Source organism: Acidovorax sp. GW821-FHT09B03 (assembly GCF_059418305.1).
In genome coordinates, this window is the sequence record NZ_JBWKPP010000003.1 from 424,237 (window position 1) to 444,845 (window position 20,609).

A 20,609-nucleotide genomic window follows, 5' to 3' on the forward strand; every position below is an offset into this window, starting at 1 on the left:
TTGGCGTACCGGCACAAATAAAGGCGACAGCCGGCACCCCGGCTCAGCCTGCCGGTGCCAGCCAGCGCACCAATTGTCGCGCCACGCGGACATCCCCCAGCAATTGCAGGTGCCCGGCCCGGTGCACCACGCACTGCTGCGCCCGCGCAAATTCCAGCCGCCTGGCAGGGTCATCATGCCAGCCCAGGGCACTGTGCAGCGGCACCAGGCCATCACCCACCAGCCGTTCGGCCACCGGGCTGCGCTGGGCAGCCAGGGTGGCCGCCACGGTACAGCACAGCACGCCAGCGGGCAATGGCAACGGGGTGCGCATGTCCGGGCTCTTGCGGAAACGGTCACGCCCCAGCCAGTCCGCATCCAGCACATGGCCGTGGCGCAGGTCGGTGATGCCGGCGCTGCGCAGCCCGGTCAGCCGGGCAAAGGGGCGCGAGTACGGGGTGCTGCCCAGCAACCGGTCCACCCAATGGCCCGCACGCTCCAGCGGTGCACCATGGTGCGGCGTGCCCAGGCACACCAGGTGCTGCAGCAAGCCACGCCAGGACAGCCCCGCCTGCTCGGCCTGCTGGCAGGCGCTGCGTGCCACCAGGCCCCCCATGCTGTGGCCCACGATGCTCAGCCGCGTGATCGCCACCGGCCAGGCGGCGACCAGCGCCTGCAGCTGCCGCGCGAGCTCGGCACCATTGGTGGAGGTGTGCTGCCCCGTGTTGTAGCGCAGGTACACAGGCGTGCAGCCCACGGCCTGCGCCAGGTGGGCGCCATGGTCATGGCCCTCGTGCTCCCATTGCAGGTCGTTCATGCACAGGCCGTGCACCAGCACCAGCAGGTGGCCCGATGCCGTGCCTGCCGCCCGCAGCGCCGCCAGGTCCAGCGGCCGGCCCTGCTGGTAAAAGCCCATGGAGGTGGCCAGCGGGTTGCCGTCCTCTGCCAGGCGGTCGCCCATCACACCGTTGAGCGCAGCCAGCAAGAACAGGCGCTCGCGCGGCACGTCCTGCGCCTCGTCGGGCGTGGCGACGAAGGGTTCCAGCCGCAGCAAGGCGGCCTGCAGGCCGGCATCGACGAGGCGCGTGATGCCCCGCACACCGCCATAGACCATGCCGGTCAGACCGCGCGTGCGGCCCGGTGCGGCGGCGCCCGGCAGGCCCATGGTGCCCAGCACCGATTGGTGCACCCCTTCGGCCACGCGGCTGATGCTGGCCGTGGCCTGGGTGGCCAGGCGGGCTGCACCGCGCAGGTCGGAAGGCCGCAGCTGGCGCAGGGCACGCGCGGGGGAGGGTTTGGATGGCATGGCAGGCTCCGGTCAATGAAAGGTGGCGGGAGCCGCGCAGGACTCAGAACTGCTCGTGCGGCAAGAGATAGCGCCACTGGCCCACCGGCAGGTTGCCCAGCGTCACCCGGCCGATGCGGATGCGCTTGAGCCCCACCACCCTGAGACCCACCAGCTCGCACATGCGGCGGATCTGGCGCTTCTTGCCTTCGGTGAGCACGAAACGCAGCTGTTCGGGGTTCTGCCACTCGACCTTGGCGTGCTTGAGCGGCTGGCCGTCGAGCTCCAGGCCATGGCACAGGCGCGCCAGCTGCGCGGCCGGAAATGCGGCCTGCACGTCGGTGGCGACCTCGCCGTACTGCACGCGCACCAGGTATTCCTTGTCCACCGTGGAGTCCTCGCCGATCAGCTGGCGCGCCACACGGCCGTCCTGCGTGAGCACCAGCAGGCCCACCGAGTCGATGTCCAGCCGGCCGGCCGGGGCCAGACCGCGCAACTGCGGCGGCGAAAAACGCATGCGACCCGGGTCGTCGCGCCAGTGGGTGCGGGGGTTGATCAGCGCCACGGCGGGCGTGTGGCCGTCCTCTGCCTGCCCGCTCACATAGCCCATGGGCTTGTGCAGCAGGATGGTGACCTGCTGCTCCTGCTGGCCCTGGGCACGCTTGTCCACTTCGATGCGATCGGTGGGCAGCACCTGCAGGCCCATGGGCGCCACCTCGCCGTTGACCTTGACCCAGCCATGGGCGATCCAGTCGTCGGCCTCGCGGCGCGAACACAGGCCGAGTTCGGCCATGCGCTTGTTCAGGCGCGCGGTGCCTGCGGCGGCCGCCGTGGTCTTGACCGGCACGGCCGGGCGGGCCGGCGCAGCGGCGGGGAATGGCCGGGCGCCACCGGTGGGGGCCGGCCCGCGCGGAGCCTGCGGCGGCGGCGCGGGCTCGGCGCGCCACACGTTGCCGCGCGCCTGCGGCGCCGCGGCGGTGGGTCGGGATTGCGGGCGCGCATCGGGCCGTGCATTGCTGCGGGCTGCAGCAGGTGCCGAAGCGCGCGGCGTGGCCGGTGCGGGTGGCGAAGAAGCAGGCGGCGCGGCGGGGCGGCGCAACACGGCGCGCCGGGGTGGCTGGTCACCGGGCTCGGCGGCCGGGGCGGCGGGGGGACGGGAAGAAGGCATTGCCCGTATTTTCACCCCTGCGCGACCGTTTGGGCGCATGGCCGCACAAAGCAGGCGCCGAACAGCGGCCCCGGGCCCCTCACGGGGCGGTGGCGGCGATCTGGCGGGACTGCCAGGCCAGGAAATCCTCGGCCCCCAGCGGTCGGCTGATGTGGTAGCCCTGCGCCTCGTCGCAGGACAGGGCACGCAACCGGTCGAGGATGGCCAGGTTCTCCACCCCCTCGGCCACCACCGTGAGGCCCAGGTTGTGGGCCAGGTCGATGGTGGAGCGCACGATCATCGCGTCGTCCTCACCCGCCTCCATGCCCATCACGAAGGACTTGTCGATCTTGAGCTCGTCCACCGGCAGGCGCTTGAGGTAGGCCAGTGACGAATAGCCGGTGCCGAAATCGTCGATGGAGAGCTTGAAGCCCTGCTCGGACAGGCGGTTGAGCATGGCCTCGGCACGCTGCGGGTCGTCCATGATGGCGCTCTCGGTGATCTCCAGGCAGAAGGCGCTGGCCTGCACGCCATGGCGCGCGAGGATGGCACCCAGCCGGGTGTTCAGTTCCGGATCGAGCAGGTCGCGCGTGGACAGGTTGACCGAGATGCGCAGCGGCATGTCTGCCGTGCGCGGATCGGCCAGCAGGCGCGCCACCTCCTCGAACATCCACAGCGTGAGCTGGCGCACGAAGCCCGTCTGCTCGGCAAACGGAATGAAGTCCATGGGCGGCACCAGGCCGCGCTGGGGATGCTGCCAGCGCACCAGGGCCTCGGCCGCGAGCCCCCCCTGCCCGTGCAGCGGCACCTTGGGCTGCAGGTACAGGCGCAGTTCGTCGTGCTCCACGGCACGGCGCAGCTCGGTCAGCAGCGACAGGGTCTGGGTGCTGGCCAAGTCGAACGAAGCGTCGTAGCGCAGCGCGCCACTGAGCTTGCGCTTGGCGGCGTACATCGCGATCTCGGAGCGGCTGAGCAGCGTGTCGGCATCCTCCGCATCCGCGGGCCAGCAGGCGAAGCCCATGCCGGCGCTCAGGTCCACCGTCTGGTCCTCGAAGGCCAGCGGCTCTTCGAACGACTGGTTGATACGCTGGGCCACGGCCTGCGCGCCCTTGGCGTCGGTGCGCAGCAGCAGCATGGCGAACTCGTTGCCGCCGAGCCGGGCCACCATGTCGCTGTCGCCCGTCACCTGCTCCTTGAGGCGTTCGGCCACGGCCTGCAGCAGGCGGTCGCCGAAGGCATAGCCGAGCACGTCGTTCACATGCTTGAAACGGTCCAGGTCGAGCGTGAGCACCGTCAGGGGCCGCAGCGCGTCGCCCACCTGGGCATCGATGGCGTGCACCACAGCTTCGCGAAAGCGTTCCCGGTTGGGCAGGCCGGTGAGCCGGTCCCAGTAGGCCAGGCGGCGGATCTCGGCCTGCTGGCTGCCGATATCGAGGCGCATGCGGTCGAAGGAGCGGGCCAGGTTGCCGATCTCGTCCTTGCGCCCGGTATGCGAGAGCGGCACCCCGTATTCGCCGCGCGACAGGCGCTGGGTGGCCGCCAGCAGGGAGCGCAGGGGCGTGGTCAGGCGCGTGGCCACCAGCCCGGTGCCGGCTGCAAACAACAGCACGCCCGCGATGGTGATGATGGCCAGCAGCACCTGCAGCTGCTGGTACGGCGCCACCACCTCGTCCACCGAGCGCAGCAGCAGCGTCTTCACCTCGTTGCCCGCGTTGCCCAGGGGGGCCTCGCGCACCAGCAGCGTCCCCTCGGCAGTCTTGAGCTCTGCCAGCGGCAGGCCCTGGCGGTGCAGGCTGGCCAGCGCCGGTGCCGACAGCGTGGTCACGGGCACCGACACGCTGCCATCTGCCGCCTTGACCACCACGGCCACCTGCACCGACAGCAGGCGCCGCATTTCTTCGGCCAGCGGCTGGCCGATGGGAAAGCCCATCAGCACCCAGCCGATGACCACCGGCGCCCGCATCGGCACCATCACGAACTGGTAGGGCACGCCCGCCATCATGGCCACCTGGCTGCCCTGCGGCTGGGCCGCAAGGGGCGGCACCACCTGGCGCAGCGTGGCGGGAAAGTCCAGCATGTCGTCCGACAGGCTGGCCGCGCGCAGCTCCAGGTTCGTGCCCAGCAGCGCGGTCACGGCCGCGCCGATGCGGCTGCCATGGTTCTCCAGCACCGACTGGATGGTCTCCTCGTCATCCGAATTGATGGCCGAGCGAAAGCCGTAGTCGGCCGCCAGCAGGGCCGACCCCTGGCGCAGCTTGTCCGCGTTCTGGTCCAGCAGGCGCCGCCAGACGTTCTCGTCGGTGTCGAGGGCGCGCGCGATCTGGCTGCGCGCATTGCGCTCGATGCTGGCGCGCACCACCGCAAATCCGGCCGCCTGCACGATGAGCAGCAGCAGCAAGGAGATGCCCACCAGCCTCAGGATGAGACTGCGCCGCAGCAGGGACAGGTTCAAGGCTGCAGCCCCGCCATGCGCACCGAGGCACTGGCCACGCCGGTGGCTGGCACGGTCAGCGCCTGCTCCAGGGCCGGGGCACCCACCGGCAGCCGGTTGTGCCAGGCCCTGAGCTTGTAGCTGCCCGCAGGCACGTTGTCGAGCAGGACCCTGCCGGTTGCGGACGAACTGGCGTAGTAGGGCGTGTCCACCACCAGGATCCAGCCGGTCATCTGGTCATGGATGTTGCAGCCCAGCACCACCACGCCGGCCTGGTCGAAGAGCACCGGCTTGCTTGGTGTCCCCGTGTAGAGCTTGAGCTCGAACTTCTTGGTCGGCGAAAAGGAGTAGACGTGGTGGCGCACCGTGTCGCGGTTGGGGAACAGCACCTCGGTCCCCACCGGGATCACCATCATCACCGGTGCGAACTGGCGCTTTTCCTGCGCCATCTCCACGCCGGGCTGGGGTTTGACGAGGCGCTTGGCCTCGGCCGATTCGAGGAACACCACGGCATCGGCCAGGGGCTTGCCTGCCGCGTCGGTCAGGTCCACCTGCACGGAGGCGGCCTGCGCCAGGCCCGCCATGGTCGCCATCCAGCCCACCAGCACACATCCGTGCACCAGCAGCCGTTGCGCCAGGACGGGCCGCGTGTTCATGGTTCTATGGCCATGCCCGCCAAGGCCGCCCCGCTGCCGATCACGCCCAGCGAGATGGCGCGGCCGGACGCGAGGTCCACCTTGTACAGGCGGGAGCGCGGATCGCCGGCCGTGCGTGCGGCCAGCAAGGCCACATTGCCCACATCGGAGATGTCGAAGGAGGCGTCGGACAGCGGCCCCAGGCCGAGGGAACCCACGGTGCGCAGCTGGCCGGTGTTGGGCGACACCACGGGCGTGGCGCCTTCGCGCGAGCCCTGCATCACCAGCGCACCGCGGGCGCGGTCGATGGCGTAGTTGGTGGTGATCTTGCTGTCCTGCGGGTTGTAGGTGTAGCCGGCTGCCACCACGTCGGGTACGCGGCCGGCGTTCACGTCACCGGCCACGTAGTGCAGCACCGGATCGGGCTGTACGCCCGGCTGGGCGGGGTCGCCATCGACCAGGGCACCCGTGTCGGGGTGCAGGCGCAGGTTGAGCCCCGAGGACGACACCACGCGGATGCGGTCCGCCGCCGGGTTGAAATCGAAGCCGAAGGATGCGCCCGTGAGCGACACCGCTGCGGGCGCGGTGCCTACCGCCGTCAAGGCACCGCTGGAGATGTCGAGCGTGTACAGGCGCCCCGCCTGCGACAGGGCATACAGCACGCCCTTGGCCACGCGAAAGTCCACGCCGATCAGCCGTTCGCCCGAGGCCAGGCCCGTCACGCGCCGGCGTTCGAGGACGGTGTCGGGCCGGCGCGCATCGAACACGATGAGTTCGTGGTCGGCCGTCACCGCCACGAGGCGTTCGCGGCGCTCGGATGCGTCGGGCATCGGACCGCCGGTACATGCGGCCAGGCCCATGAGCACCAGCGTGCCCAGGACACCATGCAAACGAAAGGAGGTGTGGAAGCGGCTCATGGAGCATCCTTTGCAGAAACTGTAACGGGTTTATACCCGATAGACCCCGGGCGTGGCGTATTACAGTGGCCATGCATTGTCTTTGCAATCATCAAAAAAGATAGCAGCCACACCAGGGGACATATGTAACAGCGGGCGCTTTCATGCCGGCGGGCATGCCGATGCCTGCGGCGATGACCGCGCCCCCCGCTGATCCTGGGAGGAGCCTCCTGTTTGTAACAGTTTCATGCCGGTGGTGCATGGGACCATCCTGAAGCCTCATAACATTTTGTGACATTTATCCCTACACTGTGGGGCGCCCCTGGCGCCACCAGCGTTGCAGGCCAATCGCCTGTCCGGGCACCGTTATTGCTTCGTGCCACCCCATCGAATTCAACAGCCAAGGACCTCCATGCCGGCCGCCTCGTCCATCAAATCGTTATCGATCTCCAGCCGCCTGGGCCTGGGTTTCGGCTGCCTGCTTGTCTTGTTGATCGCGGTGGCGGCCGTGGGTCAGCTCTCGGTCGGCAAGCTGCACGAGCACCTGCTGCAGGTCACCGGCACCGGCGCCACCAAGACCCGGCTGGTCAATGAAATGCTGGACAGCGTGAGCGCCATCGGCATCCAGAGCCGCTCGGCCGCCATGCTCAACGAGATCGATCCCAAGCAGGCACGCGACCAGATCAAGAACGCCGAGAAGTCTTTGCAGGGCTATGCCCGCCAGGAAGCCAGCCTGGCCGACCTGCTCAAGGCCGACGGCACGAGCGAGGCAGAACGCAAGCTGCTGGGCGAGGTGCAGGAGCTCGGCCGCAAGAGCCGCCCCGAGCTCGATGCCGCGATGAAGGCCGCCGACGATGGCGATACCGTGAGCGCCACGCTGAACCTCATGACCAAGGTCGCCCCACTGGAAGCCGCCTGGCGCAGCAAGCTGGCCGAGCTGATCGAGCTGCAGAACACCTTGAACAGCCAGGCCACGGCCTCGGCCGAGGTCACGCAGAGCCGGGCGCGCTGGACGGGTGGTGCGCTGGTGCTGCTGGCCATCGGCCTGGGCGCGCTCATCGCCTGGCGCATCACCAGCAGCATCACCGCACCCATCGGCCGCGCGGTGGTGGTGGCCGAGCGCATCGCGCGCGGAGACCTCACCTCGCAGGTGGAGGTGCGCATCCACGACGAGACCGGGCGCCTGCTCGAAGCCATTGCCGCCATGCAGGACCGCCTGCGCAGCCTGGTGGGCGACATCGGCGGTACGGCGGAATCCATCCTCGTGGCCAGCTCCGAAGTCGCCTCCGGCAACCTCGACCTGAGCCAGCGCACCGAGCAGACCTCGCACAACCTGCAGGGCGCCGCCAATGCCCTGGCCGACCTGACAGGCACCGTGTCGCAAAGCGCCGACGCCGCGCGCCAGGCCAACCAGCTGGCCTCCTCGGCGTCGGACGCGGCCACGCGCGGCGGCGAGGTGGTCTCCCAGGTGGTGCGTACCATGGACACCATCAGCGGCAGTTCGCGCAAGATCGCCGACATCACCAGCGTGATCGACGGCATCGCATTCCAGACCAACATCCTGGCGCTGAATGCGGCGGTGGAAGCCGCCCGCGCGGGCGAACAGGGCCGCGGTTTCGCCGTGGTGGCCAGCGAGGTGCGCAACCTGGCCGGCCGTGCCGCCCAGGCGGCCAAGGAAATCAAAACCTTGATCGGTGCCAGCGTGGAGCATGTGCAGGAGGGCAGCACCCTCGTGAACCATGCGGGCAAGACCATCGAGGAACTCGTGACCTCCGTGCGCCGCGTGTCGGACATCATGGGCGAGATCACCGCCGCCACGCAGGAGCAGAGCCAGCGCATCGGTGAGGTCAGCCAGTCCGTAGGCGCGCTCGAAGAGATGACGCAGCAGAACGCCGCCCTGGTGGAAGAAGGCGCCGCAGCGGCCGACAGCCTCAAGGAACAGGCCGGCCGCCTCACCCAGATGGTGCACACCTTCCGCCTGCGCCGCGACCGCACCGACGACCGCGAATGGCAGGGTGCGCCCGAGGTCTTGGCGGCAGTCCCCGCGCCGACCCCCATGGTGGGCCAGCGCAAGGCTGGCGTTCCCGCCCTGCCGCGCGGCTGAAAGGCACGGCTGACCGGCGCGGCTACGCAGCGTCGGCAGCGGCGGTGCGCGGCTCTGCCAGCCGCTGGAAGATGCTCGACTGCAGCGCGGCCAGGTCCAGCACGCGCAGGCCGCCGTATTCCACGCGGATGGCCCCTTCCACTTCCAGCGCCGCCAGTGCCTCGTTCACACGCTGGCGCGACAGCCCTACCAGGTAGGCCAGCTCCTGCTGGGTGATGCGCAGCACCTCGCCCACGCCAGGGTAGAGCACGGGGTTGAACAGCGAGGCCAGGCTGCGCGCCACGCGCACATCGGGGTTGTTCAGCCGGTCGATCTCGCGCGCGGCGATGAACTGGCCCAGGCGCTCGTTGAGCTGGTTCATCACGAAGCGGTTGAAGCCGATGGAGTGGTCCAGCAGCCAGTGGAAGGTGTCGATCGGCAGGCCGGCCACGACGCTCTTGCGCAGCGCCTGGATGTTGTAGCGGTAGGGCTCGCGCTTCATGGCCGTGCCCTCGCCGAACCAGCCGCCGGGTGGCACGCCGGTGTAGGTCATGGTCTGGCCCTGCGCGTTGTCGCTGCTCATCTTGAGCAAGCCTTCCACCACGCCGAACCAGTAGGTCACGGGCCGGCCCACACGGCACACGTAGTCGCCGGGCGCCGCGTCACCCACCAGCAACGCCGCCTCGGCGCGCTCGCGCTCTGCGGGCTGCAACTGTGTCAGCCAGGGGATGTTGGCCAGCTCGGCCGGCGTGGGCAGGCGCCGGCGCTGGTGCAGTGACAGATCCTGGTTCATGGAACTCGGTGGCGGGAACAGGGGCGGCTGGATGCGTGCGGGAATACCACGATCCGAATTGTCGCCGCAACGATAGATTTTCGCCAATCGGCTGCGGATGATGGGCATCCGAGGGGACCCGAACCCCCATTCCAAGAGCACGGAGACATCACGACATGACGACAGGCGGTATCCACCTCCCCAAGCCGGCGCTTCGCCGGCGCACCCTGCTGAGCAGCGCCATCGCCCTGCCCCTGGCCCACTGGGGCAGCAGCAGCGCCCTGGCACAGGACGGGCCGATCCGCATCGGCCAGTCCACCGCCCTCACGGGACCGCTGGGCGACCTCGGATCGGCCATGCACCAGGGCGCCAAGGCGGCGTTCGCCGGCATCAATGCCAAGGGCGGCGTGCATGGCCGCAGCATCGAACTGACCACGCTGGACGACGCCTACGAGGTGCCCAAAGCCCTGGCCAACGTGGACAGGTTCCTGGCCGACCCGGGCAACTTCGCCCTCTTCAACTGCATGGGCACGCCCATGATCGACGCCATGCTGCCCAAGGTGGTCGAAAGCGGCGTCCCCTTCTTCGCCCCCTTCACGGGCGCCCAGCTGAGCCGCACGAAGAACGCGCGCAGCGTGTTCAACATCCGCGCCAGCTACGCTGACGAGGCCGAGAAGCTGGTGCAGCACCTGTCGACCATCGGCATCCAGCGCATCGGCATCGTCTACCAGAACAACTCCTTCGGCAAGGAGGTGTTCAGCGCCGCCGAGCAGTCCATGGGCAAGCTCAAGCTGCCCGCCGCGGTCACCGTGACGGTGGAGAACAATGCCTCCGACGCCGGTGCTGCGGCCGCCAAGCTGGCGGGCGCCGATCTGGAGGCCATCGTCATCGGCCTGGCAGGCAAACCCACGCTGGAGTTCGTGAAGGCCTTTCGCGCACTCAAGCGCGGGGTGACGCTGTATGCGCTGTCGGTCATGGGCACTCCCGCCACGGTGAAGGCGCTCGGTGCCGACGCCACGGGCATGGCCATCTCGCAGGTGGTGCCCCTGCCGTCCAATGTGGTGATGCCGGTGGTGCGCGACTTCCAGGCTGCGTGGAAGGCCTCGGGCGCCACGGCCGAGCCCTCGCACCTGGCGCTCGAAGGCTATCTGAACGCCCGGGTGTTCGCCGAGGCCCTGCAGCGCGCCGGCCGCAACCCGACGCGCACCGCCTTCATCGACGCCACCTGGAACCTCAAGAAATGGGACCTGGGCGGCTTCGAGATCAATGCCAGCACGCCGGACCGCAATGCCTCGCGCTTCGTGGAACTGACGCTGATCGGGCGGGACGGGCGCTTTCTGCGCTAGCAGGGCCTTTCAGCCGGGTTACTGCGGCGCCACGGCGTAGCGGTAGCCGCGGAACGACCAGACGGTGCGGCCCTGCTCGATGCGTTCAAGCTTGAGCCCGGGTGCGGCCTGGTCGCCCTCCTGCAGCACCTGGCCATTGACGATGGCCATGCGGTGCGCAGGATTGCTGGAATAGGTCGCGCCCGTGACCTGCAGCACCGGCAGTTGCTCGCGCACCGAAGGGGGCAGCTCGTTCTGCGCGAACACGGGGCTGTTCGCGGCGACCGCCACGGGCGGCGCGGCAGCGGCCGTGGAAGGCCCCGGGTCCCGCTGCGCGGCCTGCGCCTCGCGCGGGCGAACCGCAGCCGAAGGCGCCGCGGACGGCTCCCGCGCCGCTTCGGCGACCCGCTTTTGCGCCACGGGGCGCGGTTCCACCGTGGCCGGTGCGAGGGGGGGGCTGGCCAACGGTGCCGAAGGCACCGGCGCTGGCACCGGCGCAGGGGCGACGGCAGGTGCCGCAGCAACCACCACGGGCGCCGGTGCGGGTACGGGCAGCGCAGGCTTCGGCGGGGCCGTGGCCACCACTGCTGCAGCACCTGGCACATCGGCATGGCGCTGCATGGCCCACCAGGTACCACCTGCGGCGAGGGCGGCCACGGCCACCCCGGCCGCGCCCACCAGCACCAGGTTGGCAGAACCGGGGCGGTCCGCGGGCGCCCCCGGCGTGGGCAGGGCCTGCGTATGGATGCCCGGCACGGCGCCCCGACCCCGCTCGGCTTCAGCGCGCCGCAGCGCATCAAGGATGTAGGACATGGGGATCAGGCTCCGGTGCGCAGGCGCGGTTCTTTCACGCCGGCGGCGCGGTTGAGCAGCATGAGGGTCAGAGGGCCAGCCCGGCCATCGGGCGTCACGCCCTGGGCCAGCTGGAAGCGGTGGATGCGCGACTGCCGCAGCGCAGGCGTCACGGGCCGGCTGCTGGGCCCGGAGCCGCCGGCCGCCTTGGAAGCAAGGCGTGCATCGAGCCAGGCCGCACCCGCCGGGCTCTCGGTGATCTCGCCCTTGTCAGGCATGCCGGGCGGGGCCCGCCACAGGGTGGCCATGTCGCCGCGCCATACCTGCGCCAGATCGGCCAACGGCACATGCAGCGTGCGGCCACCACTCTCCAGCGTGGCCATGTCGTCGTCCAGGCCGCGCAGCACGGCCGAGACGGCGTTGTCCCCCTCCTCCGAGGGGAACAGCGTGAGCAGCACGGGCCGGTCGATCTGGCGGATCAGGTTCAGCCCCGCACGCCGGTTGCGGTAGCAGCGCAGCCCATCGCGGGGCAGCGTGGTGCAGGCATCGGCGCCTTCGGCCACCTTGGCGCCCCAGGCCGAGGCCAGGGCCTGCCAGGCCGCCGCATCACTGGACTGCTGTGCCATCAGGAATTGCTGCAGCCCGGACACCGGGGGCGGCGTGCTGCTGGCGGCCGACGCTGCGGCAGATGCGGGCACTGCCTGGGAGGCCGCGCCGGCGCTCACGGCCACCGCCGAGGCCGTGACCGCGGGCGGCCTGGCCACCGGCGCGGAAGCCGCGCGCTGCGGCGCCACGGGGGCCGTGCTCGCAGCCTTCACCGCCGCCGGCGTTTGCGAGGACCGCAGGCCCAGGGCCCACCCCGCGGCGGCCACGATGGCCGCGCCCGCCACCACTCCGGCACCAGCCACGGCCCAGCGCGGCAGGCCGGCCCGACCGGGGCGCGTTGCGGTGGCCGCTGCGGCGGGCACCGGCGCACCGAACACTTCACGCGCTGCACGCTCGACGATGGCGGTGCTCACCTCGCGTGTGCCGGCCGCATAGGCGCCGAGCAGCGCCCGGTCGCACAGCAGGTTGATGCGCCGCGGTATGCCGCGCGAAAGAGCATGCACGCGCCGCAGGGCGCGCCGGCTGAACGGCACCGGGCCGCGCAACCCGGCCACGGCCAGCCGGTGCGCAATGTACTGCTGCGTCTCCTGCGCGCTCAGCGCGTCGAGGTGAAAGCGCGCGATCACGCGCTGCGCCAGCTGCTCCAGCGAGGGTCGCGCGACCATGCTGCGCAACTCGGGCTGGCCGATGAGGATGATCTGCAGCAGCTTGCGCTCGCTGGTCTCCAGGTTGGTCAGCAGGCGCAGCTGCTCGAGCACGTCGGCCTCGAGGTTCTGCGCCTCGTCGATGATGAGCACGTTGTTGCGGCCGCTGGCATGCGCCGCCAGCAGCGACGCGTTGAGCGGGTCGATGCAGTCCTTGATCGTCTCCAGGCCCGGCACCGCAGGCTTGTGCGGCACGCCGAACTCGTCGCAGATCGAGCGCAACAGCTCACCCACCGTGAGCTTGGGGTTGAAGATGTAGGCCACGTTGCAGTTCTCGGGGATCTGCTCCAGGAAGCAGCGGCACACCGTGGTCTTGCCCGCACCCACCTCGCCCGTGAGCAGCACGAAGCCGCCCCCGGCATCCAGCCCATACAGCAGATGGGCCAGCGCCTCCCGGTGCCGTTCGCTCATGAACAGGTAGCGCGGGTCGGGGGCGATGGAGAACGGCGGGTGCTGGAGACCGAAGAACGGGGCGTACATGCCCGTGAGGATACCGCCCCACCGCGACGTGCTCTGCGATACCCCGCCCGCTACCCCCGCAAAACAGCCCTCGGCAGTGCGTCAGGGTTTCACCCGAGGAGTAGTTTCCCGTAAATTGTCGTCGGCAAGACAAGATGGCGTCAAAGTCGGTCCTAGCATTCGTCCCGTACGCAGCCACAAGGCCGCGCTCCCGGCTGTCACCGGGCGGACACCTTTTACTTTTAGGAACCGGAATGAAGACCACGTTCCCACAACTGCTGCTCCAACACGCCGCCGAACGCCCCACGGCTGCGGCCCTGCGCGAAAAAGAATACGGCATCTGGCAGGCCCACAGCTGGGCCGACTTGGCACGGCTGGTGGAGCATGTGGCAGCCGGCCTGCACCAGGCGGGGCTGCAGCGCGGTGAGCACATGGTGGTGATCGGCGCCAACCGCCCCCGCCTGTACGCGACCATGCTGGCCGCGCAGTCCCTGGGTGCCATTCCGGTGCCGCTGTACCAGGACGCCGTTGGTGCCGAGTGCATCTTCCCGCTCAACAATGCCGAGGTGCGCTTTTGCATGGTGGAAGACCAGGAGCAGGTGGACAAGCTGCTCGAGATCCGCGAGCAGTGCCCGCTGATCGCGCGCATCTTCTTCGACGACCCACGTGGCCTGCGCAACTACCAGGAAGAGGGCCTGTCGTCCCTGGACGCCTTGATCGAAGCGGGCAAGGCCTTTGCCGCCCAGCACCCGACATGGTTCCGTGACGAAGTCGCCAAGGCGCAACCCGGTGACGTGGCCGCCATGTTCTTCACCTCGGGCACCACCGGCAACCCCAAGGGCGTGGTGCACACGCACAGCACCCTGCTCGACCGCGCCTCGGCCGGTGCCGAGTTCGACAAGCTCACCGGCAGCGAAGAGGTGCTGGCCTACCTGCCCCCGGCCTGGATCGGCCAGAACATCTTCAGCTACGCGCAGTGGCTGGCCTGCGGCTACGTGGTCAATTGCCCCGAGTCGGCCAGCACCGTGACCATCGACCTCAAGGAAGTCGGCCCCACCTACTACTTCGCGCCACCGCGCATCTTCGAAGGCCTGCTCACCAGCGTGATGATCCGCATGGAGGACGCCGGCCGCTTGAAGCGCAAGATGTTCCAGGCCTGCATGTCCGTGGCCCAGCGCGTGGGCCCGGCGCTCATGGACGACCAGCCCGTGGGCGCCCTCGACCGCATCAAGTACGCCCTTGGGAACCTGCTGGTCTATGGCCCGCTGCGCAACAACCTGGGCTTCTCGCGGGTGCGGGTGGCCTACACGGCGGGCGAAGCCATCGGGCCCGACCTGTTCACCTTCTACCGCTCCATCGGCATCAACCTCAAGCAGCTCTACGGCTCCACCGAGACCGCCGTCTTCGTCTGCCTGCAACCCGACAACCAGGCGCGCGCCGACACCGTGGGCGTGCCCATCCGCGGCGTCGAGATCAAGGTGGCCGACAACGGCGAGATCCTCGTCAAGTCCGCCGGCCTGCTCAAGGAGTACTACAAGAACCCCAAGGCCACGGCCGAGGTGCTCACCGCCGACGGCTGGTACCACACCAGCGACGCCGGCTTTCTCGACGCGCAGGGCCATCTCAAGATCATCGACCGCGTGAAGGACGTGGGCCGCATCAAGGGCGGTGCCAACGATGGCGCCATGTTCGCGCCCAAGTACGTCGAGAACAAGCTCAAGTTCTTCCCGCACATCAAGGAAGTCGTCGCCCTGGGCGACGGCCGCGAGAAGGTCTGCGTGATGGTCAACATCGACTTCGACGCCGTCGGCAACTGGGCCGAGCGCCGCAACCTGCCCTATGCCGGCTACACCGACCTGGCGCAAAAGCCCGAGGTGTACGAACTCATCCGCGAATGCGTGGAGAAGGTCAATGCCGACCTGGCGAGCGACGCGCTGCTGGCCGGCAGCCAGGTCAGCCGCTTCCTGGTGCTGCACAAGGAGCTCGATGCCGACGACGGCGAACTCACGCGCACCAACAAGGTCCGCCGCGGCTTCATCGCCGACAAGTATGGCGTGCTGGTCGAGGCGCTGTACGCCGGGCTCAGCGAGCAGTTCATCGAGACCCAGGTCAAGTTCGAGGACGGCCGCACGGGCAGCGTGAGCGCCACGCTCAAGCTGTCGGATACCAAGACCTTTGCCCCCATCAAGGCCGCCGCATGAAACCCGCTCTCTACCCGCCCGAGCAGCAACACCCCACCATGAACCAAAAGAAGATCGGCGACGTCATCCTCGACGTCAAGAACATCAGCCTGCGGTTCGGCGGCGTGAAGGCGCTCACCGACATCTCCTTCAACGTCAAGGAGCACGAGATCCGCGCCATCATCGGGCCCAACGGCGCGGGCAAGAGCTCCATGCTCAACTGCATCAACGGCGTGTACACGCCGCAGGACGGCTCCATCACCTTCCGCGGCAAGACCTTCTCGCACATGAACTCGCGCCAGGTGGCCGAGATGGGCGTGGCGCGCACCTTCCAGAACCTGGCGCTGTTCAAGGGCATGAGCGTCATCGACAACATCATGACCGGGCGCAACCTGAAGATCAAAAGCAACCTGCTGCTGCAGGCGCTGCGCATCGGCCCGGCCGAGCGCGAGGAGATCCGCCACCGCGAGTTCGTCGAGCACATCATCGACTTCCTGGAAATCCAGGCCTACCGCAAGACCCCCGTCGGCCAGTTGCCCTATGGCCTGCAAAAGCGCGTGGACCTGGGCCGTGCCCTGGCCATGGAGCCGCAGGTGCTGCTGCTCGACGAGCCCATGGCCGGCATGAACGTCGAGGAAAAGCAGGACATGTGCCGCTTCATCCTCGACGTGAACGACGAGTTCGGCACCACCATCGTGCTCATCGAGCACGACATGGGCGTGGTGATGGACATCTCCGACCGCGTGGTGGTGCTCGACTACGGCAAGAAGATCGGCGACGGAACCCCCGACGAGGTGCGCAACAACCAGGACGTGATCAGCGCCTACCTGGGCACCTCGCATTGACCGATCAGGAGAACAACAACCATGGCATTCTTTCTTGAAACACTGATCGGCGGCCTCATGGCCGGCATGCTGTACTCGCTGGTGGCACTGGGCTTCGTGCTGATCTACAAGGCCTCGGGCGTCTTCAACTTCGCGCAGGGCGCGATGGTGCTGTTCGCCGCCCTGGCCATGGCGCGCTTTGCCGAATGGATCCCCAAGTGGACCGGCATCGCCAGCCCCGTGGTGGCCACCGTGGCGGCCTTCGTCATCGCCGGCGCCATCATGTTCGTGGTGGCCTGGCTCATCGAGAAGCTGGTGCTGCGCCACCTCGTGAACCAGGAGGGCGCCACCTTGCTCATGGCCACGCTCGGGATCACCTACTTCCTCGAAGGCCTGGGCCAGACGATGTTCGGCAGCGACATCTACAAGATCGACATCGGCATGCCCAAGGACCCGGTGTTCCTGCTCGAGTCCATGTTCCAGGGCGGCGTGCTGGTCAACAAGGAAGACGTGATCGCCGCCGGCATCGCCGCCGCGCTGGTGGTGCTGCTCAGCGTGTTCTTCCAGAAGACCTCCACCGGCCGCGCCCTGCGCGCCGTGGCCGACGACCACCAGGCCGCCCAGTCGATCGGCATTCCGCTCAATCGCATCTGGGTGATCGTGTGGTGCGTGGCCGGCGTCGTGGCCCTGGTGGCCGGGATGATCTGGGGCTCCAAGCTCGGTGTGCAGTTCTCGCTGACCACGGTGGCCCTGCGCGCCCTGCCCGTGGTGATCCTCGGCGGCCTGACCTCGGTGCCCGGCGCCATCATCGGCGGGCTCATCATCGGCGTGGGCGAGAAGCTCTCCGAGGTGTATTTGGGCCCGTATGTGGGCGGGGGTATCGAGATCTGGTTCGCGTATGTGCTGGCGCTGGTGTTTCTTCTCTTCAGGCCGCAAGGCTTGTTCGGAGAAAAAATCATTGATCGCGTGTAACCCATAAGAACAACAGGAGACTTTCATGCTCTACCGCGAAAACGGCCAGTTCAAGACCAGCTACCGCGCCGACCAGCAGATCTTCCCGATCGCGCAGGACCGCATCGCCATCGGCCTCATCCTGGCCGTGGCCTTCATCGCCGTGCCCATGCTGGCCAGCGACTACCTCTTCCGCGCCATCCTCATACCCTTCGTCATCATGGCGCTGGCGGCCCTGGGGGTGAACATCCTCGTCGGCTACTGCGGGCAGATCTCGCTGGGCTCGGGCGCCTTCATGGCCGTAGGGGCCTACGGGGCCTACAACTTCTTCGTGCGCATCCCCGGCATGCCGCTGATTCCCACGCTGATCCTCGGCGGCCTGTGTGCCACGTTCTTCGGCATCCTGTTCGGGCTGCCCAGCCTGCGCGTCAAGGGCCTGTACCTGGCGGTGGCGACGCTGGCGGCGCAGTTCTTCAGCGACTGGATGTTCCTGCGCATCAAGTGGTTCACCAACAACTCCGATTCGGGCTCGGTCTCGGTGAACAGCCTGCAGGTCTTCGGCATGCCCATCGAAAGCGCCACCAGCAAGTACATCTTCTGCCTGGCGGTGCTGGTGGTGGTCGCGCTGCTGGCCAAGAACCTGGTGCGCGGCGCCATCGGCCGCGAATGGATGGCCATCCGCGACATGGACGTGGCAGCCGCCGTGATCGGCATCCGCCCGATGTACGCCAAGCTCAGCGCCTTCGCCGTCAGCTCCTTCATCATCGGCATGGCCGGTGCGCTGTGGGCCTTCGTGCACCTGGGTGCCTGGGAGCCGGCGGCCTTCTCGGTGGAGATCTCGTTTCGGCTGCTGTTCATGGTGATCATCGGCGGCCTGGGTTCCATCATGGGTGGCTTCTTCGGTGCGGCCTTCATCGTGGTGCTGCCCATTGTGCTCAACCAGTTCCTGCCGGCCTTGCTGGGCCTGTTCGGCATCACCATCTCCACGGCCGGCGTGTCGCACGCCGAGCTGATGATCTTCGGCGCGCTCATCGTGTGGTTCCTGATCGTGGAGCCCCATGGCCTGGCCAAGCTCTGGTCCACGGGCAAGCAGAAGCTGCGGCTGTGGCCCTTCCCGCACTGAGGACCGCGTCCGGCCCGCCCCCTCAGGAAACCCCTTACACGCAAGTCCTCATACCCTCTTTCCGCGTTGCCGTTAACTTGGTTTTTCCCGTGCTTCAACATATTCATCCAAAGGAGACATCCATGAAGCTTTCGAAACTCGTGATCGCCGCCACGGTGGTTGCTGCAGGTGCTTCGTCCATTGCGACGAGCGCCTTCGCGCAAGCCAAGGAGCAGTTCTTCCCGCTGCTGTCCTACCGTACCGGTCCCTACGCGCCCAACGGCGTGCCATGGGCCAACGGCAAGCAGGACTACATCAAGATGATCAACGCCCGGGACGGCGGCATCAACGGCGTGAAGCTCACCTTTGAAGAATGCGAGACCGGCTATGCCACCGACCGAGGCGTGGAATGCTATGAGCGCCTGAAGGGCAAGCCCGGCGTGGCGCTGTTCGACCCGCAGGCCACCGGCATCACCTTTGCGCTGACCGAGAAGGCGCCCGTGGACAAGATCCCGCTGATGACGCTGGGCTACGGCCTGTCGGTAGCGCAGGACGGCCAGGCCTTCAAGTGGAACTTCCCCTTCATGGGCAGCTACTGGACCGGCGCCGACATCCTGGTCCAGCACATCGGCAAGGGCGCGGGCGGACTGGACAAGCTCAAGGGCAAGAAGATCGCGCTGGTCTACCACGACAGCCCGTTCGGCAAGGAACCCATCCCGCTGCTGCAGGAGCGCGCCAAGATGCATGGCTTCGAGCTGCAGATGCTGCCCGTGACCGCACCTGGCGTGGAGCAGAAGGCCACCTGGCTGCAGGTGCGCCAGAGCCGTCCCGACTACGTGCTGCTGTGGGGCTGGGGCGTGATGAACTCCACCGCCCTGAAGGAAGCCCAGGCCACGGGCTTCCCGCGCGACAAGCTCTATGGCGTGTGGTGGGCCGGTGCCGAACCCGACGTGCGCGACGTGGGTGAGGGCGCCAAGGGCTACCACGCCCTGGCCTTGAACGGCTACGGCACGCAAAGCAAGGTGATCCAGGACATCCTCAAGCATGTGCACGACAAGAGCCAGGGCACGGGCCCCAAGGACGAAGTGGGCTCGGTGCTGTACACGCGCGGCGTGATCATCCAGATGCTGGCGGTGGAGTCGGTGCGCCGCGCGCAGGAACGCTTCGGCAAGGGCAAGGTCATGACCGGCGAGCAAGTGCGCTGGGGCATGGAGAACCTGGCCCTGGACCAGAAGAAGCTCGACGCCATGGGATTCGGCGGCCTGATGCGCCCCCTGTCCACCAGCTGCGCCGACCACATGGGATCGACCTGGGCGCGCGTGCACTCCTGGGACGGCAGCAAGTGGAATTTCTCGTCCGACTGGTACCAGGCCGATGACCAGATCATCAAGCCCATGGTCAAGGCCGGTGCCGACAAATACCTGGGGGACAAGAAGATGACCCGCCGCGACGCCGCGGATTGCCAGTCCTGATGTGAATGGCGCGCAGGGCACAACGCCCTGCGGCCATCACCACGGTGCGGCTCCACCTGGAGCCGCCAGCCGACAGGCCTGCAGCGGACGCGATGCGTACGCCACCAGGCCTGCCGATTGGTCAACCGGTAACGACACATGGAACAAGCTACAAACATCGTTCTCAACGTCAATGGCATCGAGGTCATCTACAACCACGTGATTCTGGTGCTCAAGGGCGTCTCGCTGCAGGTGCGCGAGGGCAGCATCGTCGCCATCCTCGGGGGCAACGGCGCGGGCAAGACAACCACGCTGCGGGCCGTCTCCAACCTGCTGCAGGGCGAGCGCGGCGCGGTCACCAAGGGCAGCATCGAACTGCGCGGCGAGCGCATCGAGAACCTCTCGCCGGCCGACCTCGTCAAGCGCGGCGTGGTGCAGGTCATGGAAGGCCGCCACTGCTTTGCCCACCTGACCATCGAGGAGAACCTGATGACGGGCTCCTACACCCGCTCCAGCAAGGCCGAGATCGCCGCCAACCTGGAGAAGGTCTACAACTACTTTCCGCGCCTCAAGACCCGGCGCACCTCGCAGGCGGCCTACACCTCGGGCGGCGAGCAGCAGATGTGCGCCATCGGCCGTGCGCTGATGGCCAACCCGAGCATGGTGCTGCTCGACGAGCCCTCCATGGGCCTGGCGCCGCAGATCGTGGAAGAGGTGTTCAACATCGTCAAGGACCTGAACACCAAGGAGAAGGTCACCTTCCTGCTGGCTGAGCAGAACACCAACATGGCCCTGAAGTACGCCGACTACGGCTACATCATGGAAAGCGGCCGCGTGGTGATGGACGGAGCCGCCAGCGACCTGGCGAGCAACGAGGACGTCAAGGAGTTCTACCTGGGCGTGGGTGGCGGCGAGCGCAAGAGTTTCAAGGACGTGAAGAGCTACAAGCGGCGCAAGCGCTGGCTTGCTTGACACCACCCTGGCATT

General features: G+C 68.2%; 16 protein-coding genes. 8 read left to right on the plus strand and 8 right to left on the minus strand.

Annotation, left to right across the window (positions count from 1 at the left end; all coding sequences use genetic code 11):
* Window positions 1–43 precede the first annotated feature (43 nt).
* The 5 genes from AC07PA_RS08375 to AC07PA_RS08395 form a co-directional block, all read right to left on the minus strand.
* Window positions 44–1,285 (minus strand): esterase/lipase family protein, encoded by a 1,242-nt coding sequence (locus AC07PA_RS08375; RefSeq protein ID WP_494608420.1) that lies wholly within the window; start codon window positions 1,283–1,285, stop codon window positions 44–46.
* A 43-nt stretch (window positions 1,286–1,328) separates the two neighbouring features.
* A complete protein-coding gene (locus AC07PA_RS08380) occupies window positions 1,329–2,432 on the minus strand; it encodes a pseudouridine synthase (RefSeq protein WP_494655369.1) in 1,104 nt (367 codons plus the stop codon).
* Window positions 2,433–2,511: 79 nt separating this feature from the next.
* Complete coding sequence (locus AC07PA_RS08385) at window positions 2,512–4,863, minus strand: putative bifunctional diguanylate cyclase/phosphodiesterase (protein ID WP_494609247.1); 2,352 nt, start codon at window positions 4,861–4,863, stop codon at window positions 2,512–2,514.
* Window positions 4,860–5,498, minus strand: coding sequence for a methylamine utilization protein (locus tag AC07PA_RS08390; RefSeq protein WP_494609246.1), 639 nt, complete (start codon window positions 5,496–5,498; stop codon window positions 4,860–4,862). The genes AC07PA_RS08385 and AC07PA_RS08390 overlap by 4 nt, the downstream gene beginning before the upstream one ends.
* Window positions 5,495–6,394, minus strand: a complete 900-nt coding sequence (locus tag AC07PA_RS08395; protein WP_494609245.1) for a DUF4394 domain-containing protein — start codon at window positions 6,392–6,394, stop codon at window positions 5,495–5,497. The genes AC07PA_RS08390 and AC07PA_RS08395 overlap by 4 nt, the downstream gene beginning before the upstream one ends.
* 391 nt (window positions 6,395–6,785) lie before the next feature.
* On the opposite strand from AC07PA_RS08395, the gene AC07PA_RS08400 reads away from it, so the two are divergent.
* Window positions 6,786–8,477: a methyl-accepting chemotaxis protein gene (locus AC07PA_RS08400; protein WP_494609244.1), complete on the plus strand. Its 1,692-nt coding sequence runs from the start codon at window positions 6,786–6,788 to the stop codon at window positions 8,475–8,477.
* A gap of 22 nt (window positions 8,478–8,499) precedes the next feature.
* Here AC07PA_RS08400 and AC07PA_RS08405 read toward each other — a convergent pair whose 3' ends face one another.
* On the minus strand, window positions 8,500–9,249 hold the full coding sequence (locus AC07PA_RS08405) for a Crp/Fnr family transcriptional regulator (RefSeq protein WP_007854351.1): 750 nt from the start codon (window positions 9,247–9,249) through the stop codon (window positions 8,500–8,502).
* Between the two features lie 155 nt (window positions 9,250–9,404).
* Between AC07PA_RS08405 and AC07PA_RS08410 the strand changes: the two genes are divergently transcribed.
* Entirely contained in the window at window positions 9,405–10,574 is a 1,170-nt protein-coding gene (locus AC07PA_RS08410) for an ABC transporter substrate-binding protein (RefSeq protein ID WP_494609243.1), read from the plus strand.
* A gap of 18 nt (window positions 10,575–10,592) precedes the next feature.
* Here the strand turns inward: AC07PA_RS08410 and AC07PA_RS08415 are convergent, their stop codons facing one another.
* Together AC07PA_RS08415 and AC07PA_RS08420 are read right to left on the minus strand one after the other, a co-directional pair.
* Complete coding sequence (locus AC07PA_RS08415; protein ID WP_494609242.1) at window positions 10,593–11,366, minus strand: general secretion pathway protein GspB; 774 nt, start codon at window positions 11,364–11,366, stop codon at window positions 10,593–10,595.
* A gap of 5 nt (window positions 11,367–11,371) precedes the next feature.
* A complete protein-coding gene (locus tag AC07PA_RS08420) occupies window positions 11,372–13,135 on the minus strand; it encodes an ExeA family protein (protein ID WP_494609241.1) in 1,764 nt (587 codons plus the stop codon).
* A 233-nt stretch (window positions 13,136–13,368) separates the two neighbouring features.
* On the opposite strand from AC07PA_RS08420, the gene AC07PA_RS08425 reads away from it, so the two are divergent.
* From AC07PA_RS08425 to AC07PA_RS08450, 6 genes are all read left to right on the plus strand, one after another.
* The gene (locus tag AC07PA_RS08425; protein WP_494609240.1) at window positions 13,369–15,315 is read left to right on the plus strand and encodes an AMP-dependent synthetase/ligase; all 1,947 of its coding nucleotides are present in this window, start codon (window positions 13,369–13,371) and stop codon (window positions 15,313–15,315) included.
* A 38-nt stretch (window positions 15,316–15,353) separates the two neighbouring features.
* Window positions 15,354–16,139, plus strand: coding sequence for an ABC transporter ATP-binding protein (locus tag AC07PA_RS08430; protein WP_035203413.1), 786 nt, complete (start codon window positions 15,354–15,356; stop codon window positions 16,137–16,139).
* 21 nt (window positions 16,140–16,160) lie between these two features.
* A complete protein-coding gene (locus tag AC07PA_RS08435; RefSeq protein ID WP_007854336.1) occupies window positions 16,161–17,090 on the plus strand; it encodes a branched-chain amino acid ABC transporter permease in 930 nt (309 codons plus the stop codon).
* A gap of 25 nt (window positions 17,091–17,115) precedes the next feature.
* Window positions 17,116–18,192: a branched-chain amino acid ABC transporter permease gene (locus AC07PA_RS08440; protein ID WP_007854332.1), complete on the plus strand. Its 1,077-nt coding sequence runs from the start codon at window positions 17,116–17,118 to the stop codon at window positions 18,190–18,192.
* Between the two features lie 122 nt (window positions 18,193–18,314).
* Window positions 18,315–19,643, plus strand: a complete 1,329-nt coding sequence (locus AC07PA_RS08445; RefSeq protein ID WP_494609239.1) for an ABC transporter substrate-binding protein — start codon at window positions 18,315–18,317, stop codon at window positions 19,641–19,643.
* A 138-nt stretch (window positions 19,644–19,781) separates the two neighbouring features.
* Window positions 19,782–20,594: an ABC transporter ATP-binding protein gene (locus AC07PA_RS08450; protein WP_007854326.1), complete on the plus strand. Its 813-nt coding sequence runs from the start codon at window positions 19,782–19,784 to the stop codon at window positions 20,592–20,594.
* The last annotated feature ends 15 nt before the right edge of the window (window positions 20,595–20,609 follow it).

Excerpts from the sequence above, each read along its gene's own strand:
- AC07PA_RS08375 (WP_494608420.1), bottom strand. The coding sequence starts at position 1,285 with ATGCCATCCAAACCCTCCCCCGCGCGTGCCCTGCGCCAGCTGCGGCCT.
- AC07PA_RS08405 (WP_007854351.1), bottom strand. The coding sequence starts at position 9,249 with ATGAACCAGGATCTGTCACTGCACCAGCGCCGGCGCCTGCCCACGCCG.
- AC07PA_RS08430 (WP_035203413.1), top strand. The coding sequence starts at position 15,354 with ATGAACCAAAAGAAGATCGGCGACGTCATCCTCGACGTCAAGAACATC.
- AC07PA_RS08440 (WP_007854332.1), top strand. The coding sequence starts at position 17,116 with ATGCTCTACCGCGAAAACGGCCAGTTCAAGACCAGCTACCGCGCCGAC.
- AC07PA_RS08420 (WP_494609241.1), bottom strand. The coding sequence starts at position 13,135 with ATGTACGCCCCGTTCTTCGGTCTCCAGCACCCGCCGTTCTCCATCGCC.
- AC07PA_RS08425 (WP_494609240.1), top strand. The coding sequence starts at position 13,369 with ATGAAGACCACGTTCCCACAACTGCTGCTCCAACACGCCGCCGAACGC.
- AC07PA_RS08390 (WP_494609246.1), bottom strand. The coding sequence starts at position 5,498 with ATGAACACGCGGCCCGTCCTGGCGCAACGGCTGCTGGTGCACGGATGT.
- AC07PA_RS08415 (WP_494609242.1), bottom strand. The coding sequence starts at position 11,366 with ATGTCCTACATCCTTGATGCGCTGCGGCGCGCTGAAGCCGAGCGGGGT.
- AC07PA_RS08410 (WP_494609243.1), top strand. The coding sequence starts at position 9,405 with ATGACGACAGGCGGTATCCACCTCCCCAAGCCGGCGCTTCGCCGGCGC.
- AC07PA_RS08380 (WP_494655369.1), bottom strand. The coding sequence starts at position 2,432 with ATGCCTTCTTCCCGTCCCCCCGCCGCCCCGGCCGCCGAGCCCGGTGAC.
- AC07PA_RS08400 (WP_494609244.1), top strand. The coding sequence starts at position 6,786 with ATGCCGGCCGCCTCGTCCATCAAATCGTTATCGATCTCCAGCCGCCTG.
- AC07PA_RS08450 (WP_007854326.1), top strand. The coding sequence starts at position 19,782 with ATGGAACAAGCTACAAACATCGTTCTCAACGTCAATGGCATCGAGGTC.
- AC07PA_RS08445 (WP_494609239.1), top strand. The coding sequence starts at position 18,315 with ATGAAGCTTTCGAAACTCGTGATCGCCGCCACGGTGGTTGCTGCAGGT.
- AC07PA_RS08395 (WP_494609245.1), bottom strand. The coding sequence starts at position 6,394 with ATGAGCCGCTTCCACACCTCCTTTCGTTTGCATGGTGTCCTGGGCACG.
- AC07PA_RS08435 (WP_007854336.1), top strand. The coding sequence starts at position 16,161 with ATGGCATTCTTTCTTGAAACACTGATCGGCGGCCTCATGGCCGGCATG.